Origin of the sequence: Bacillus aerolatus (assembly GCF_009183655.1) — a bacterium.
In the GTDB taxonomy this organism is placed as follows: domain Bacteria; phylum Bacillota; class Bacilli; order Bacillales; family Domibacillaceae; genus Pseudobacillus; species Pseudobacillus aerolatus.
Window position 1 is genome coordinate 160568 of the sequence record NZ_WEIO01000008.1, and the last position, 15781, is coordinate 176348.

The window sequence follows — 15781 nt, forward strand, 5'->3', positions numbered from 1 at the left end:
AGAAGCATCTTTTACATAGAAAGGATTGTTGAAGTAGTGATAAAAACTGTGAATTTAAATGATGTTATTCAGGGGAATAGTGCCCCACCAGCATGTGATACTTCGCTTGGCGTAAAAGTGCTGGAGGCAAGTGAAGGGTATGCGAAAGGAGTCTGGACAATCGAAGACCGGCTGTTAAATGGGAATGGTGTAGTTATGGGCGGGTTCGTTGCAGCCGCTGCTGATATTCTGATGGCGTATGCAATCACGCCGCTCCTAACAGAAGAGCAAACTTTCGCTTCAATCAACCTGCAGACAACCTTCCATCGCCCGACATTTACCGGCGAAGTAGATGTGGCAGCAAGAGTAGAAAAATTCGGCCGCACCGTCTCTTACGTAACCGCAGAATTGAAACAAAACGGTAAAATAGTAGCAAGTGTCGTTTCTTCTATTATGATTATGCAAAAATAGGGGCAGTGAATGGCCCCTATTTTTGTTTGAGTATTTATAAAGGGGGAGGGGAATTTTAAAACACAGACGTCCAACATGCTTTAATAGTCTCTATTAGCTTGTCATATAGCAGCAGAGAAACAGAAACAGAAATAGATTGGACAGCATACCGCTATAACAGAAATTCCCCATTATTGAACAGCTGCATACGGCTTCTCTTCTTCTTTCCCTTTCACTTTATCAATTTTATCAACAAACATTTGAAACACTTTTTTCTTTTCTTCGAGATCTCTTATCTCTTCTTTCAGCTGGTTAAATCTCTTTTCAAAAGGTGTGTGATAAAGTTCACGTATATTCCGGATGATTTCTTCATTTATTGTTGATTGGATCACTTGCTTTGTAATACTAAATTTATAGGAATAAACTTGCAGCTCCCGTTTTACTTCTTCATATTCTTTATCTATTTCATTTAATAAATCACCAATTTCTTGCTTCCATTCTTCTAAAGACTTTTTCACGTGCTCCTCCATAATCAAGCTCCTTTTATCAGTTGTATTATGTATGCAGATAAGTAGCCCTTTTACATTTTATCATTTGAACTTTTCAGTTTCATTTCTGTAGAATTACATCGTATGTAAATTTGATAAAAAAGAGGTAACAGTAATAGGATTGATCGCAAAGCAGTATTTCTAACACAAAAAAACCATCCGGATACCCGAACGGTTTTAAAAGTTAGTATCACATATTGCAACTGCCACTTGTCTTTTTTAAATTTTGATTAATCTGTCACTCGGCTAACTACTTCCGTTACTTCGGCTCTGCTCATTTTTTCTTTCCCCTCCGTTAAAGCTTTAAGTGTGCTGTGTGCAAGAGCTAACGGGATTTTACAGAAATTACGGATAGAACCAGTTTTAATATCCTCCAAGTAAATGTCAGCCAGTTCCAGGTTGCGCTGGGCATAACTAAACATATCGTCTAATTCCCATCCATCAGGAAAGAAAGTCACCCCTCGTTCCTTATCTTCTGTATGATTGCGAAGAATATTAACAGACTGCAAGCCGCGGCCGTATGCAGTAGCCAAATGCTTATCTGTTTCTGTACCATCATACCACTTCCAAATATCTGATAGCATGACTCCTACGGCCCCTGCAACGCAATATGTATAGTCATCTAAATCCTTTTCATCTTTAATGCGCCATTCTTTCGTCACCCAGTCCGCCATCCCTTTTGCCATGTCAGATGTCGCATGTAAAACGTTCTCTACGATTGTCGGTGGACACACCTTTATCCAATCACTGAGTCGTAAAGTGACCTGTGGTAAATGACTTTTATAAGGATGGAATAAAGCAGATAAATCACTGTCATTAAAAGGTTTTCGCAAAATATGACTTACCGAATATAACAGATCGCTCTTAATCTTTGACTGAAGCTTTGGATGATCTTCAATCTCGTCGATCGCCCTCATACATAAGTAGGCAGACGAAACTGCTTCCCGTAATCCCGGCGATAGATAACTAATAGGAATAAAGAAAGTCCGGCTTGTTTCCTTCAATATGTTGTTAGCATCCCTATGCAAATCATTTATTTCATCCATCTTGTATTGCCCCCTTCTTTCATGTCAACACAATCAATTGTTTTTAGTTATAATAACCACTTGTATTTGAAAAAGCTCCGCTCGTGGAAGCGATAAAATGAAACATCTTTATTTTAATACAATAACTATACTTCTATTTAACATGAATATGTTATTTAACACAATCAAAAAACCATTTCATCCCTTTAGTTCCTGCAGTGCTTTTTCCTCCGCTGGAATTCGGACTAGAAGCAAGAGCAGGGCATTGGCTATGGAGAAAAATAATGCTGTCCGCCACGCCCCGAATATTAAAGGGAGTGCCGCGATTTCCATGGCGACGACAATGTAATTAGGGTGGGGGATCCAGCGGTACGGCCCCCTGCTTACCTTCGTTGCTCCCGGAAGTACAATAATTTTCGTATTCCAAAACTTGCCGAGAGAGGAAAGAGTCCAGACGCGCAGCACTTGTGCGATTAGGAAAATCGATAAAAACAATGACCACCCGCGTGCCGTGCTCGTTCCAAAATAAAGAACTTCTGCCAAAAGGGAAAGAAAAAAGAAGACATGAAGCAAAACAATCCACTTATAATGATCGGCGCCCGCTTCAACCGCTCCTTGTTCCTTCATTCGTTTTTCATTAAACCGGGCGTAGACGACTTCCAGTAACCGCTGCGCAACTACAAATACGAATAAAATGTAAAAAAACGTCATCATTCCATTTCCCCCCATTCCAGCCAGAGCATTTCCGAACTGAAACCTGGCCCTAGTGCCGTCAATAAGCCTTGTTCGCGGGCCGCAGGCTGATTCTCGATAATTTCTTTCAATACGTATAAGACGGTCGGGGAAGACATATTTCCATGAGAAGCCAGCACTTTGCGGGAAACAGCCGTCTTTTCAGCTGAAAAGCCTAACGATTTCTCATATGCTTCCAAAACTTTCTTCCCGCCCGGGTGAGCGATAAAGTGATCGATTTCAGATGATTTTTTGCCGAGCTTATCCAAAAAAAGATCGACATTCGGCTTTAACCAGCTTTCAACAATGTTAGGAATATCTCTCGAGAAGATGACGTGCAGCCCTTCATCTTTCACATCCCATCCCATCACATCCTCCGAGTTAGACATGAGTGTGGACTGCGTGTCTTTCGTGAAGAATCCGGCTCCAGCGGTCTGCCCCTCTTCACCAGTGACCAATGCGCACGCCGCACCGTCCGCAAACAAAGAAGTACCAATCAAATTGCTTTTTGACGTATCGGAGCGCTGAAAAGTCAAGCTGCACAATTCAATGCACAAAACGAGCACTTTGGCATTTGGGTAAGCGAGACAATAATCATGTGCTCTGCTGATGCCTGCAGCGCCGCCAGCACAGCCGAGACCCCAAAGAGGCATCCGTTTTATATGAGAAGGAAGGCTAAGTTCGTTCATAATACGCACATCAATTGTCGGCGTAGCCATTCCTGAACTGGACACAAACACAAAAGCGTCAATTTCTTCTTTATTGACATCTGCTTTCTTCAAGCAATTGGCGACAGCCCTGCTGCCAAGGCGAACAGCTTCTTCAATATACTTCTGATTTTTTTCCTCCAATCCGTGTTCCTTCTCAAACCACGATAAAGGAGCGGCAAAGTGACGGTTCTCAATCTGCCCGTTGCCGAACACCCTCAACAGCCGCTCAATATCATCATAATACCCCCCAAATAAATTTCGCACGATCTCGACAATGTCCTGTTGATCGAAACGATAAGGGGGATTCTCAGTCACAACACTCCGGATAAATGGCATTTAATTCATCCCTTCTACCAGCTCATTTACTGGTAGCTTTCCCCTTTTGCTTGCTCGGTACACCTGAATGCGCGCCTGCCACCGCCCAATTTTTGTAAAATAATCCAGCCGGCAAGCGCCGATAGAAATGCCAGTTAACTTCAAACCCCATTTACAGTCAGGAAATGTTCGTTTTCAGTCACCTAATACTTATTTGTAGTCAGTCATTAAAAGGTTATAGTCGAATGTAAGCAGACTTTTCTGTTCATCATTTTGATGGCTTTGTTCACGATTTCCGTCTACTGAAAAAAGAGAGTCTCCCAAAAGCTAAGCTTTTGGGAGACTCTCGATTCAAGGGTTTCTATCATCAGACAAGTCAATGAGTATTTCGGTCTGAAAGTCTATTCGTCTTCCTTTTACGATTCGGCCGAAGTGATTTTATTCGAAGGATCTATTTTAAAAGTTACTAGGATCCCTATAAACAATAGAACAATGGACGCGATAAAAGGAACTTCCCAGTTACCGGTAACATCAATCAAAAATCCGAATAGTAAAGGAGAGAGCATTCCTGCGATACCAAAGCCAGTATTCATCATTCCGCTTGCTACTCCAGCATGTTCAGGTGCTATATCCATTGGAATCGCCCATAAAACAGCATTACATAATTCGAGAAAAAAGAAAGCAAGACTCATGGAAATAGCGATAAAAATCAAGTCATGGACAAATAACGTCGGTAATAAAAAGATAAAGGATCCTGATAAACCGATAACTAACATTACCCGACGAGCCAACTTAATGTTATTTGTTTTGCGATATATACTATCAGAAAACACTCCGCCTAACGTATCGCCTATGACACCTGCAAACAAGATACCAGCGGCAAACAAGGCTGAGCTTTTAATATCTAATCCATACGAAGTGAATAGAAAGGAGGGTAGCCACGTTAAATATACCCATAATGTCCATCCGTAACAAAAGTCGACCAAGGTGACTGGCAAAATTCGCTTACTTAATTTTTTCCATGGCACTGACTTTTTCTGTTTTTGTTCGTTCGTTGCATGAGGTGGTAAAGTAGCTAATTCTTCTTTCGTCATTTTAGGATGGTCTTTCGGGTTATCCCGGAAATACCAAAGCCATGCAACTGTCCAAAGAAGGCTGATTGCCCCCATTATATAAAAAGAGGCGCGCCAACCTAAGGCAACAATAATAAAAGCAATCAATGGAGGAGACGCTGCGTTTCCTAATCTAGAAAATGAATGAGTAATCCCTTGTCCGAATCCCCGCTTATCTTCCGGCAGCCATTTTGACATCGCCTGAGTTGCAGTCGGAAAAGCCGCGCCTTCTCCAATACCAAGCCCCACACGTGCTAGAACGGCACTTACCACTCCTGTTACTGCTCCTGTAAGCGCAGTTGTCACGGCCCAAATGACGCTGACAATCGACAATGTTTTACGAGGACCTAGTTTATCTCCAGCCCACCCGCCGAAAATTTGTAAAAAAGCATAGGGATAAGCGAAAGCAGATAAAATTAATCCCATTTGTGTAGCGGAAAGTTTTAGATCATCTTGCATAAACGGCGCAGCGATTGAAATGTTGACTCGATCAATATACGTAATAAAGTACATAAAACATAGTATCAGCAATACTTTATTACTGACTGACATTTTTTTCTTCATAACTTACCTCCCTAAGATGAGGAGTATTTTTGTTTCTTCATGAAACATTTATGAAGTCAATGAATGTTGTTTAGGCGGCCTCCCAATACAGATTGGGAGGCTTTTCATCATTTCCGCCTTAAATTTGGTGTTTGGCTAAAGCGCTCTTTAGCAACTCTCCAACCATACTCGGCTTTTTAGCTACGTATGCACCTGCCCCGCTAAGAGCAGCGATTTTATCTTCCACGGTACCTTTTCCTGCTGTAATAATGGCGCCCGCATGCCCCATCTTTTTCCCTTTTGGCGCTGTTCTTCCTCCTAGATAAGCGACTAAAGGTTTTGTAAACAATCCTTTTTTCATTGCTTCGGCCACCTCTTCTTCCATTGTCCCGCCAAGCTCTCCGATAATCACTACCGCATCCGTGGCAGGATCGGATTGGAATAATGGCAACACTTCAGCAAATCTTGTCAATGGCACAGGATCTCCACCGATTCCAATTAGTGAAGATGCACCAAAGCCAGCCTTCACTACTTCTGCGGTCACTTCATTTGTTAATGATCCGCTTCGGGTCATGATCCCGATTTTGCCCGGCTTGTACACCCGGTCGAGCCAGTAAGGAAAGAAACCCATCATTGCTTTCCCCATTGAAATAATTCCAGACGTATTGCCTCCAATCACCATTGCTCCGGCTAAACGAGCGGCGCTTCTCATTTGCAATGCATCATGTAAAGGAATGCCATCGCACAATATAACCACTTTTTTAATCCCAGCATCTAATGCTTCTTTCAAGGCAGCTTTAGCAAAGCGCGGCGGAACAAACAGTAAGGAAGCATCCACTTCTACATGAGCCATCGCCCGTTTCACCGTATGAAAGACTGGAACCTCGCCTATTGTTCTTCCTTCTTTACCAGGTGTGACACCAGCCACTACGTTCGTACCATAGTCAATCATATGTTTTGTCCAAAAGCTTCCTTCCCTGCCGGTAATCCCTTGGACTAATACCCGTGTCTTTTCGTTTAAAATGATACTCATTCGACTAAAGCACCTCCTGCAAGTTCGATTGCCTTCTTCACTGCTTCTTCCATGTCTGCTAATGGTTCAAGACCAAAACCTCTCAAAATTTCATGTGCTTTTTCTTCTCCTGTTCCCCGTATCGCTGTCACAATTGGAAAATCCGGTTTCAATTCTTTCATTGCGTCAACCAATCCCTGTGCCATGACATCAGCTCGCGCAATCGTACCGAACGTAACGACTAGCAGTACTTTAAGTTCAGATTGCATGATAAGTTTCATTGCTTTGACTGCCTTATGATAATTCGGCCCCCCGAATTCCAAATAACAAGCAACACTGCTTCTGTAATCGTTTACAAGATCAAAAACAGTATTCGTTAAACCAGCTCCAGCACACATTAAACCGATATCTCCATCAAACTGAAGATAAGGGATTCCCTCCACTGCCGCTTCGTATTGCACATCACTTTCAAAATGTTCCCTCGTTAATGAAAACTGAGGATGCCTGTAAAGGGCGTTATCATCTATGCTAATTTTCCCGTCTCCGGCAACGAAACTCCCTTCTTTTGTCAGCATTAAAGGATTGATTTCTACTAATTCAGCGTCATTTTTACAATACACATCATATAAATTGAAAAGAAGCTGCGTCCCTTGACTAATCATTGACTCGTCTATTCCTAATTCATATAAGAGGTTATGAGCTTGATGCGGCAACAGACCTTCACTCAAATTGACATAAGTCTTAATAATTTTCTCGGGCATTGTTTTAGCAATTTCTTCAATATCAACGCCGCCCTCGGCGCTTGCCATAATCATGGCACATCCTGATATTGGATCAGCTGTGATCGATATATAAAACTCTTTATCAATATTGATCGCTTCTTCAACCATAAGGTAGTACATATTTTTCGCGCGTGAAATGACTTCATATGTTTTTTTCTTCGCTTCTTCTAACCCTTCAGCAAACTGAATAAGTCCTGCTTTTCCTCTTCCTCCTTGCAACACTTGTGCTTTAATTACACAAGGTACGCCAACTTGACGAATGGCTTCATTCAGTTCGGAAATCTCCTTAATTAATGTTCGTTTCGGCACCCTTATATCAGAACCTTCAAATATTTCTTTCGCTTGATATTCAAATAATTTCATTGACTAATCGCTCCTTATTCACGCCCATATTTATTCCAATACGTTCCCCACAACTCTTCCTCACTTGGCACCACTTCAGGAATGACTCTAGAAACCTTTGTAATATTAAGAAAATGTTTGTATGATAAGTTCTCACCTATATTGTTTCCGGCCCATGTTCCTCCGCCCATGGAAAGTGTAAAGTTAAGGCCATTATCAAAGCTGCCGCCATTTCCATATACTTGTACTTGGTTTATTAATAAACGGCATACATCTATCTCAAGCCCTATTTGTTCTATATGTGATTCATCTGTCGTATGAAGTCCGCAAGAATGGCCGCGGCCGTGATAGTTTAATATTTTTTTGGTTATCTCGATGGCATGTTCGAAACTATCTGCTTTATAAACGGTTAGCACGACTGCCAATTTTTCTCCGGAAAATGGGTGTTTTTCACCAATCCCTGTTTCTTCGACCATGAAAAATTGTGCTTTTTTTGCCTTAGTGTTTTTCATACCGGCCTCGCGGGCAATGATCTCCGGATCTTTTGCCAATGTCCTCGATTCGCGTTTTCCATCTATCCACATCGCTTCTTGCAGCTTCATTTTTTCTGCAGGGTTACAGAGGTAGCCACCTTCTTTTTGTAAAGCTTCAATCATCTCGTCATAGACCGATGCCTCAATGACAATTGAATTGTCATTAGAACAGCTCGTTGAATTATCAAACGTTTTGCTTAAAAAGATTTTATGTGCAGCTTCCTTAACTTTTGCTGTAGAATCAACAATTGAAACTACATTTCCTTCACTTACACACACATTAGGTGTACCACTTGTCTGCCCCAAATTTACGTTGTTTCTTGAACCTGTTACAGTAAGGAAATCGACTTGCTTCATCAGTTCCTTTGTTTTAGCTTTATTGACTGGTGAAGGTAAGACTTGAACAAGGTCAGCAGGAGCACCGATTTTCTCTAACTCTTGATGTATATATTTCAAAAGCAACTCGCTAGTTGATAAACCTTTCGGTGATGGAGCAATAATAATTGCGTTGCGCCCCTTTAAAGCCATCATAGCGATGTTTACTGGCGTAGCTCCTGGATTGGTCGAAGGAACAACCGCACCAACAACACCCACAGGCTTGGCAATTTCCGTGATTCCTGTGGCGACATCACGATTAATGACCCCGACAGTTTTCTTTCCTTTTAAATCATAAAGTGTTCCCATTGTTTTCCGCCGCTTTTTTATGACCTTATGATCGTACCGGCCTACACCTGTATCTTGTAAAGCAATCCGAGCCAGTTCTTCTGCATTTCCCGGTTTATAAATAGCCCAGGCGACTGCTTGTACAATTTCATCTACTTGTTCTTGACTGTAATCATAAATTTGATCCATCGCGGTTCTTGCCCTTTGAACCATCTTTGATATGATGGTTGAAACATCCACTTCTTGACCCTTTTGCACAACTTTTTTAACACTCATTCTTTCTCCTCCTTCATATCGTATAACCGACCGGCCTTCACCGGGACAGATGGAGCAATGGTTTTCTTCACCTATCCAAACTCAAAAATCTGTGTCGAAAGATTATGGGCACCCATCTAAGTCAAGGTTATGCAGCTTCCTCTCCCCTTTATAACTAAAACTTATATTCGTAATGTTTTTACTCGACAATGATTCGAAAGTTTAATATCAAACAGAATAAAGCCTTTTGGTTAAAAATGGAATTAAATCCAAGTTTCATTATCAAAAAACAAGTCTCCAATGATAGCTCACACATGTCTCGCTATCACCGGAAACTTGTTTCTTATGCACCGTTATTTAACTTTCGAGTTATTCCTTCGATTCGTCCATTTGAACACTTGCCAAACGATCACTAGAAACAGGAAATATCCACAAAGAGAATAGCTGTGGCTCCATTTATCACTATGGCGGAAGGCCCCCCATTGTTCCGACAGTTTCTCAACAGCGGGAAAAGCGAGACTAAGCAGCAGGATGAACATCCACCTTTTCCATCTGTCCATTTTATTCATCAAAAAAAGAAACGCCCACGTTAAAAAAGGAAGGCCAAGGAGCGTAAAGGCTATATTTATTGAAAAAACTCCCGGGAAAGGACGAAGCGGAAATTCATAAAATTTTTCTCCGACAAAGTAAAGATCTAAATAGGTTCCCAACCACGAGGCTAACAAGATGGCGGGAAAATAAGAGGCTATATTAAATAAAAATCGCCTTCTTGGCCATTGCGGCAAGTTCGAGTTTTTCAAGTGTTTCACAGTATTCACCTGCAACCTCTCCATTAATCGTTTTAGTTTCTTCCTGCAGATAGTCGATGATGCTCAAGCTTTCAAGCCAATCTCCTGACTCTGCCGGAAGATGTTCAACGTTTTTCCATGCAAATTCAAGTCTCGGGCTATATAGCCTAACTGCTCCCTTTCTCAACTGACAACGCTTTATTCGGCGTGTAAAAATTGTTCCTGGTATCCCTTCGTTTACATCATTGAAAATATCCGGCCAATAATCCTTCCGTGTACCGGTATGCGGATGGACAACGGCCCAGCGAAAGACTTTCTCCAACTGGCCCCTATTATGGAAAAGCAAGTGATATAACCGTTTCCCGAGCATGATTCGTTCATGCAAGGAACCAAAGTGATGGAGCGTCAGCCCAATGAGAGCTGCTTTCCTTTCCGATTTTCCGCTAACACAATAAGGAAACAAAATATGATTAAAAGAAAGAAGATCCTGCAGCAAAAACTCGAGTGTATGAAACACCTTATCTTTAAACATTGAATTCTGAATGACCCTTTTCTCTAAATAGCTTTGTTCATTAATGATAAGAGCGATGGTAAGAATATAATGGTCACGTTTCTTCCAATAATAGTTCCAGATCGTTTCCATGAATACGGAGATATTCAAATAAGGCAATAAATAAAACATATTTTGGTTTCGCCTCTTACTTTCCGCAAATAGTAAAAACTGTGGATACGCATCTTGAAAAATGAGCCAGTTCCCACGTTCCAAAAAAGTAAAAAACGCTTGCCTTTTTTCTTCATTCAAGAGTCTCGAAAGGAGGTCTCCTCTTAAATCCGTCATATTCCATCCCCCATTTCTTGAAACCATATGACCGAGGAATGCCCAATGAACTTCCGGATAGAGACAGTAAAAGTCCAGGTAAGCTTTCGTTCTTGTGACATTATTTACATTCAACTGAATCGTTCGGCAGCGAACTTGCTGAAGAAGCTGCTGGTCTTTTTTTGACAAGTTGGACTCCTCGGGCAGTAAAACAGGCTGCCCCATCAACTTTAACTCTTCTTTAATCTCAAGCAGATTTTCCGGCAGCCGTTGTTTTGCTCCTGTCTTCTTTTGAAAGAAAATGACTAGTCACCCCCGCTGTTGTCTAGCTCTAGAGAATTCTTTTTTCTTAAAAGAATATGTATAAGAAAGAATGATCTTACATTAGGGAGATGGTGTATCGGTGAAACATCATACAGAAGAATTGGTCCGCCAGATAATCCGACAACTTAAAGAATCCCAGACACCGGATGGTTCGTGGGACTATCCGTTTGAAACGGGCATTTCAACAGATGCTTATATGATTATTTTATTAAGGACACTGGAAATAAATGATGAAGACTTAATCCGTGAATTAACAGAGAGGATATGGAGAAAACAGGAGAAAAACGGAGCATGGAAGCTTTTCCACGACGAGGAACACGGGAATATAAGCGCGACGGTCGAAGCGTATTATTCTCTTCTTTATTCCGGTTATTACACAAAGAAAGATAAACGTTTGCAGGCAGCAAAAAAGTTTATTTTAGCGAGCGGCGGGATTGAACAATCACATATGTTTACAAAGATCATGCTGTCCTTAACGGGGCAATACCCGTGGCCGCCTTTTTTCCCTATTCCGGTTGAAATGCTTCTTTTGCCGCTTTCCTTTCCGGTCAATTTCTATGATTTTTCCGTATATGGCCGGGCCAATCTCGCTCCTATTATGATTGCAGCCAATAAGAAATACAGCAAAAAAACGAAAAAAAGTCCAAACCTTTCCGGTCTATTTGTTTCAAGAGCTGATGACTTTTTCAACTGGCCGGAAACTCGGGAATCGAAAAGTTTTTTCTCCCTCATTGGCCAGGGAATTCAACAGTTAGTTGGCCTTCCCCAATACATCCACTCACTGGCTATTCACCGGGCAAAGCAATATATGTTGGATCATATTGAACCGGATGGAACCCTTTATAGCTATTTCAGTTCTACGTTTCTGATGATATTTGCCTTGCTTTCACTTGGCCACTCCAAAAGCGATCCCGTCATTTTAAAGGCGGTTAGTGGCTTAAAAGCGATGAAATGCACGATCAATGGCCGCAGCCACATGCAATACACGACCGCATCGGTGTGGAATACTTCCTTAATCAGTTACGCCCTTCAACAAGCGGGAGTCTCCCCTTCCGATCCGATGGTCACAAAGGCCAATCGCTATTTATTGGAGCGGCAGCAATATAAATATGGAGATTGGACGTTTCATAATCCGGGGGTTTTACCCGGTGGATGGGGATTCTCACATATTAATACGATGAACCCTGACGTAGATGACACAACCGCATCGCTCAGGTCTTTTTCGCCGCTTGTTCAAACTGATCCCCATCTGCGCCAAGCGTGGGACAGAGGCACCCAGTGGATATTTTCCATGCAAAACAATGACGGCGGCTGGCCTGCTTTTGAAAAAAACGTGGATAAAAGATTGTTGAACTTGCTGCCAATTGAGGGGGGAAAATTTTTGCTGACGGATCCGAGCAGCGCAGACCTGACTGGAAGAACACTCGAGTTTCTCGGAGGTTATACGAAATTACCGAAAAATCATGAGGTGATGAAACGAGGAATAGACTGGCTTTTTCATCATCAGAAAAAAGACGGATCATGGTACGGCCGCTGGGGCATCTGCTATATATACGGGACGTGGGCGGCAATTACTGGCCTCATGGCTTCCGGAGTGAAAGCGCAAAATCCAGTCATTCGAAAAGCGGTAAACTGGCTGCATCAAATTCAAAATCAAGACGGCGGCTGGGGAGAATCATGCAAAAGCGATATAAAGAATACGTATATCCCTCTTGGATCAAGCACTTTAACCCATACGTCGTGGGCACTTGATGCACTTATCTCAACTGCAGAAAAACCAACACCGGAAATTCAAGCCGGAATCTCCTATTTGCTCAAATCCTACAATAAAAACGACTGGACTCTTTCCTACCCTGCAGGACAAGGAATGGGCGGGGGTTTTTATATCCACTACCACAGCTACCAATATATCTTTCCGCTGCTTGCCTTGGCTCATTACGAAAGAAAGTTTTAAGGATGAACACTTGCAATAGGAGGCGGTTGTTCACCATTTCGGTATCTTTATTCACGATGTCAGGAAATTGTTCAACACTTTAAAGATTTTAATCATCAATTTGAAAAGTTACTCAACAATTCAAGTAGTTTATTCACGGTTACCGACAACAACTTCAACTTTTTTCTGCCAAAAAGGCAGTATCCGTCTCTGAATAACAAAAATTTAACAATGCGGACACTGCTTTTTTACATTAACCACAATAGAAACTATAAATTCGTTCGTTATCTTATAAATGAAAACAAAAAAATATTATCTGAAAGGGGTAGCAATGACACAACAAAATAAAAGGCCAAACTTTAGGATTACTGCTGTTCTTCAGTTTATCTTAAATACAGCATTGGTTTTACTAGCTCTTTCTTTGTGCGTTTTGCTTGGTAAGGAAATTATCTACTTCATTCATTTTTCTGTTTTTGACAAAGGAATTGAGCATCACTACATACTTCTTGAAAGAACCTTGATTTTCTTTTTATACTTTGAATTCATTGCGATGATCGTAAAATATTTTCAGGAGAATTACCACTTCCCTCTACGCTACTTTCTTTATATTGGCATTACAGCAATGATACGTTTAGTGATTGTAGATCATGACAACCCAGTTCATACACTTTTGCACACTTGCGCTATTCTAGTTTTAATTATCAGTTACTATATTATGAATTCTGCGTCGGTGCGAAAACAAAAACTGTAACACTCAGCTGATTACTCATTTTTTTCTTAAATGTTCATTTATCCAATCCCTCGTTAGAATTTTTCATATGATGTATTAATCCTATTAAACAGGAGGTGAAAAACTTATGGGTTACTCAGGTGGTGGATACGGCGGCAGCTCTTTTGCGTTAATCGTTGTATTGTTCATTCTTTTAATCATTATTGGGGCATCCTTTATGGGTGGATACGGCGGGTATTAAACCGTAAGTTTTTAAGGAACTGGCTATAGGTGGTAACCCCCTTCTCACCATAGCTTTTCTTTCTAGCATTACTCCACCTTTTATACACCCAACGTACAGGTCTCTACAATCACTCAGAAAGCCAGACAGCACCGCTCTTCTTTATGCAAGGGCAGGTACCATCTGGTTTTAATTTGAGTTTTTTCATCAAGCGATATGAACCACTTGGCCAATTTTGATTTAAAACATCAATTGATTAATTTTTCTTCTAACATGTACGTTCGTCCAAGCCTCTATTAGGTTTTTTCATATTATATATTAATCCTATTAAACGGGAGGTGAGATATTAATGGGTTACTCAGGTGGCGGATACGGCGGCGGTTTTGCGTTAATTGTTGTATTGTTCATTCTTTTAATCATTATTGGGACATCTTTTGGAGGCCGATACTAAATCGCAAGCTTTTTTAAGCTTTTGAGAAATTGGCTGTAAGTGTTTCTCTCTTTCCAGCATTACTTCACCCCTTACACAGCCAATGTTCAAGTCCTGCAAACGTTCATAAAACCAGACTGGACCCGCTCCGCTTCATGAAAGAGCAATTTCCGTCTGGTTTTATTTTTAGTTTTTTCTTTAAGCGATAACAGTTATTCCGGCCAGTGCTGTTATCGCCCCATTATTTCAATTAAGTTCTGGTGAAATTTAAATCCTCACCACACTTTGCCTGTCTGACGCAAATTCTAGGCCGTTTCATTTAAGTATATCCCTAATCCATCTCATCTGCATTATCGGGAGTAACTAGCACTTAGCATCACTCACGCAATAAAGAGCCGCCATTTAATGATGACTCCTATTAGCATTTAATCTAACAGTGCTTTAATAGTAGGGGTAGTAAGGATAGTAATATGGAGAAGGATAAGCGTAAGGTAATAGTGACAACGCAGCTAAGGCGGCCAGTGGAATAAACCGACGTCTAAAGCGTCTGAACCTTCTTCTGCGAGGGCGTCCATAACCACCATAATATTGTCGATCTTCTAATTCATCACTTTCTCGCTCCATCACATCCTCACCAACTAACGCGGTAATACGATCGTCATCTATACCTTCAATAATTCCATCGAAAGAACTGCCATCGGTCATTGTTAAAACAACATGATGGTACATATATTTTTGGCATTTTTCATGTAAATTCCTTGTGTAATCGGATTCACTATGATATTCATGGCTTTCTGTAGTCATTTTTTTACCCCATCTCCTTTCAAAATACATGATATTCATCTAGTGAAAGCAGGTTACAACTTCATGAGGTAAAATAATTTTCTGTATTTCATGTGTAGTATGTTCCTATGATTAATCGTGTGAAATGAACGCCAATCACTTGAACACTTCTTAACACTATCGAGAGCGGCTATTCGGACAAAGAAGGGAATCAAGATGAACCAGGGACATCCCCCATACCTCCATCGTTATCGTACCTTGGATACTTGATCACAATTCTATTCAAATCATCTACTCATAACTCCCTATTGTTAGCCATATATTTAAACAATATAAATTAATATAAAGCGGAGGGTGAGTATATGATGCATTCAAAAGAAATGCGCTTACGAAGAATCCAACATCTTGCTCTTGAAATTACAGATGAGATGAATGTGAGGGAAGAACTGGAACGGTCTGATACATTAAGACTTATAATTGATAATCTATCCCGAGCAATTGGCGACTTAACAGATCCATTGGGTGATTATTCGATCAATTATATAGAAGAAAAAGTGGGTAATGCCCATTATCTGCTTTTTAAAAATGGAAAAAGGAAACAGTTTTATTTTTAAATCTCTATGGAGTATCTTAAATTTGTTGAAAAGAAAAGAAGCAGGCGCTTAATTTACTGCCTGCTTCCTTTCTTTTTACTTCTCTATAATTATTAACCGTCCGATTCTATTCTTTTACTATTTTTCTCTATTCACCTTTTG

Annotated in this window: 17 protein-coding genes; 6 read left to right on the top strand and 11 right to left on the bottom strand. The window is 40.9% G+C overall.

The features are described from left to right. Positions 1 to 39 precede the first annotated feature (39 nt). Complete coding sequence (locus tag F9802_RS13900) at positions 40 to 450, top strand: PaaI family thioesterase (protein ID WP_152153046.1); 411 nt, start codon at positions 40 to 42, stop codon at positions 448 to 450. 170 nt (positions 451 to 620) lie between these two features. Here the strand turns inward: F9802_RS13900 and F9802_RS13905 are convergent, their stop codons facing one another. The 10 genes from F9802_RS13905 to F9802_RS13955 form a co-directional block, all read right to left on the bottom strand. After that, complete coding sequence (locus F9802_RS13905) at positions 621 to 959, bottom strand: hypothetical protein (protein WP_152152966.1); 339 nt, start codon at positions 957 to 959, stop codon at positions 621 to 623. A gap of 248 nt (positions 960 to 1207) precedes the next feature. Continuing rightward, a complete protein-coding gene (locus F9802_RS13910; protein WP_152152968.1) occupies positions 1208 to 2023 on the bottom strand; it encodes a squalene/phytoene synthase family protein in 816 nt (271 codons plus the stop codon). Between the two features lie 177 nt (positions 2024 to 2200). Then, on the bottom strand, positions 2201 to 2716 hold the full coding sequence (locus F9802_RS13915; protein ID WP_318636115.1) for an isoprenylcysteine carboxyl methyltransferase family protein: 516 nt from the start codon (positions 2714 to 2716) through the stop codon (positions 2201 to 2203). Continuing rightward, positions 2713 to 3780 carry a type III polyketide synthase gene (locus F9802_RS13920; protein WP_152152970.1) on the bottom strand — a complete coding sequence of 356 codons (1068 nt, stop codon included), beginning with the start codon at positions 3778 to 3780 and terminating at the stop codon, positions 2713 to 2715. Before F9802_RS13920 ends, F9802_RS13915 begins: the two co-directional genes overlap by 4 nt. A gap of 395 nt (positions 3781 to 4175) precedes the next feature. Next, positions 4176 to 5435, bottom strand: coding sequence for an MFS transporter (locus F9802_RS13930; protein WP_152152974.1), 1260 nt, complete (start codon positions 5433 to 5435; stop codon positions 4176 to 4178). Between the two features lie 118 nt (positions 5436 to 5553). Further along, positions 5554 to 6447, bottom strand: a complete 894-nt coding sequence (gene sucD, locus F9802_RS13935; protein ID WP_152152976.1) for a succinate--CoA ligase subunit alpha — start codon at positions 6445 to 6447, stop codon at positions 5554 to 5556. Next, positions 6444 to 7571 (bottom strand): ATP-grasp domain-containing protein, encoded by a 1128-nt coding sequence (locus F9802_RS13940; protein WP_152152977.1) that lies wholly within the window; start codon positions 7569 to 7571, stop codon positions 6444 to 6446. The genes sucD and F9802_RS13940 overlap by 4 nt, the downstream gene beginning before the upstream one ends. 14 nt (positions 7572 to 7585) lie before the next feature. Next, a complete protein-coding gene (gene sauS / locus F9802_RS13945; RefSeq protein WP_152152979.1) occupies positions 7586 to 9022 on the bottom strand; it encodes an acylating sulfoacetaldehyde dehydrogenase in 1437 nt (478 codons plus the stop codon). Positions 9023 to 9354: 332 nt separating this feature from the next. Beyond that, the gene (locus F9802_RS20145) at positions 9355 to 9834 is read right to left on the bottom strand and encodes a CBO0543 family protein (protein ID WP_318636116.1); all 480 of its coding nucleotides are present in this window, start codon (positions 9832 to 9834) and stop codon (positions 9355 to 9357) included. Then, the gene (locus tag F9802_RS13955; protein WP_404799171.1) at positions 9752 to 10795 is read right to left on the bottom strand and encodes a DUF2515 family protein; all 1044 of its coding nucleotides are present in this window, start codon (positions 10793 to 10795) and stop codon (positions 9752 to 9754) included. Before F9802_RS13955 ends, F9802_RS20145 begins: the two co-directional genes overlap by 83 nt. A gap of 214 nt (positions 10796 to 11009) precedes the next feature. Here F9802_RS13955 and shc point away from each other — a divergent pair, with 214 nt between their 5' ends. The 4 genes from shc to F9802_RS13975 all read left to right on the top strand — a co-directional run bounded on the left by shc (position 11010) and on the right by F9802_RS13975 (position 14264). Next, positions 11010 to 12884: a squalene--hopene cyclase gene (gene shc, locus F9802_RS13960; RefSeq protein WP_152152985.1), complete on the top strand. Its 1875-nt coding sequence runs from the start codon at positions 11010 to 11012 to the stop codon at positions 12882 to 12884. A 310-nt stretch (positions 12885 to 13194) separates the two neighbouring features. Further along, positions 13195 to 13614 (top strand): phosphate-starvation-inducible protein PsiE, encoded by a 420-nt coding sequence (gene psiE / locus F9802_RS13965; RefSeq protein WP_152152988.1) that lies wholly within the window; start codon positions 13195 to 13197, stop codon positions 13612 to 13614. Positions 13615 to 13720: 106 nt separating this feature from the next. Then, positions 13721 to 13834, top strand: a complete 114-nt coding sequence (locus F9802_RS13970) for a YjcZ family sporulation protein (RefSeq protein WP_152152990.1) — start codon at positions 13721 to 13723, stop codon at positions 13832 to 13834. Between the two features lie 328 nt (positions 13835 to 14162). After that, positions 14163 to 14264 (top strand): YjcZ family sporulation protein, encoded by a 102-nt coding sequence (locus F9802_RS13975; RefSeq protein WP_152152992.1) that lies wholly within the window; start codon positions 14163 to 14165, stop codon positions 14262 to 14264. 420 nt (positions 14265 to 14684) lie between these two features. Here F9802_RS13975 and F9802_RS13980 read toward each other — a convergent pair whose 3' ends face one another. Next, positions 14685 to 15047, bottom strand: coding sequence for a hypothetical protein (locus tag F9802_RS13980; RefSeq protein WP_152152994.1), 363 nt, complete (start codon positions 15045 to 15047; stop codon positions 14685 to 14687). Positions 15048 to 15391: 344 nt separating this feature from the next. Here F9802_RS13980 and F9802_RS13985 point away from each other — a divergent pair, with 344 nt between their 5' ends. Then, complete coding sequence (locus F9802_RS13985) at positions 15392 to 15640, top strand: hypothetical protein (protein ID WP_152153050.1); 249 nt, start codon at positions 15392 to 15394, stop codon at positions 15638 to 15640. Positions 15641 to 15781 lie beyond the last annotated feature (141 nt).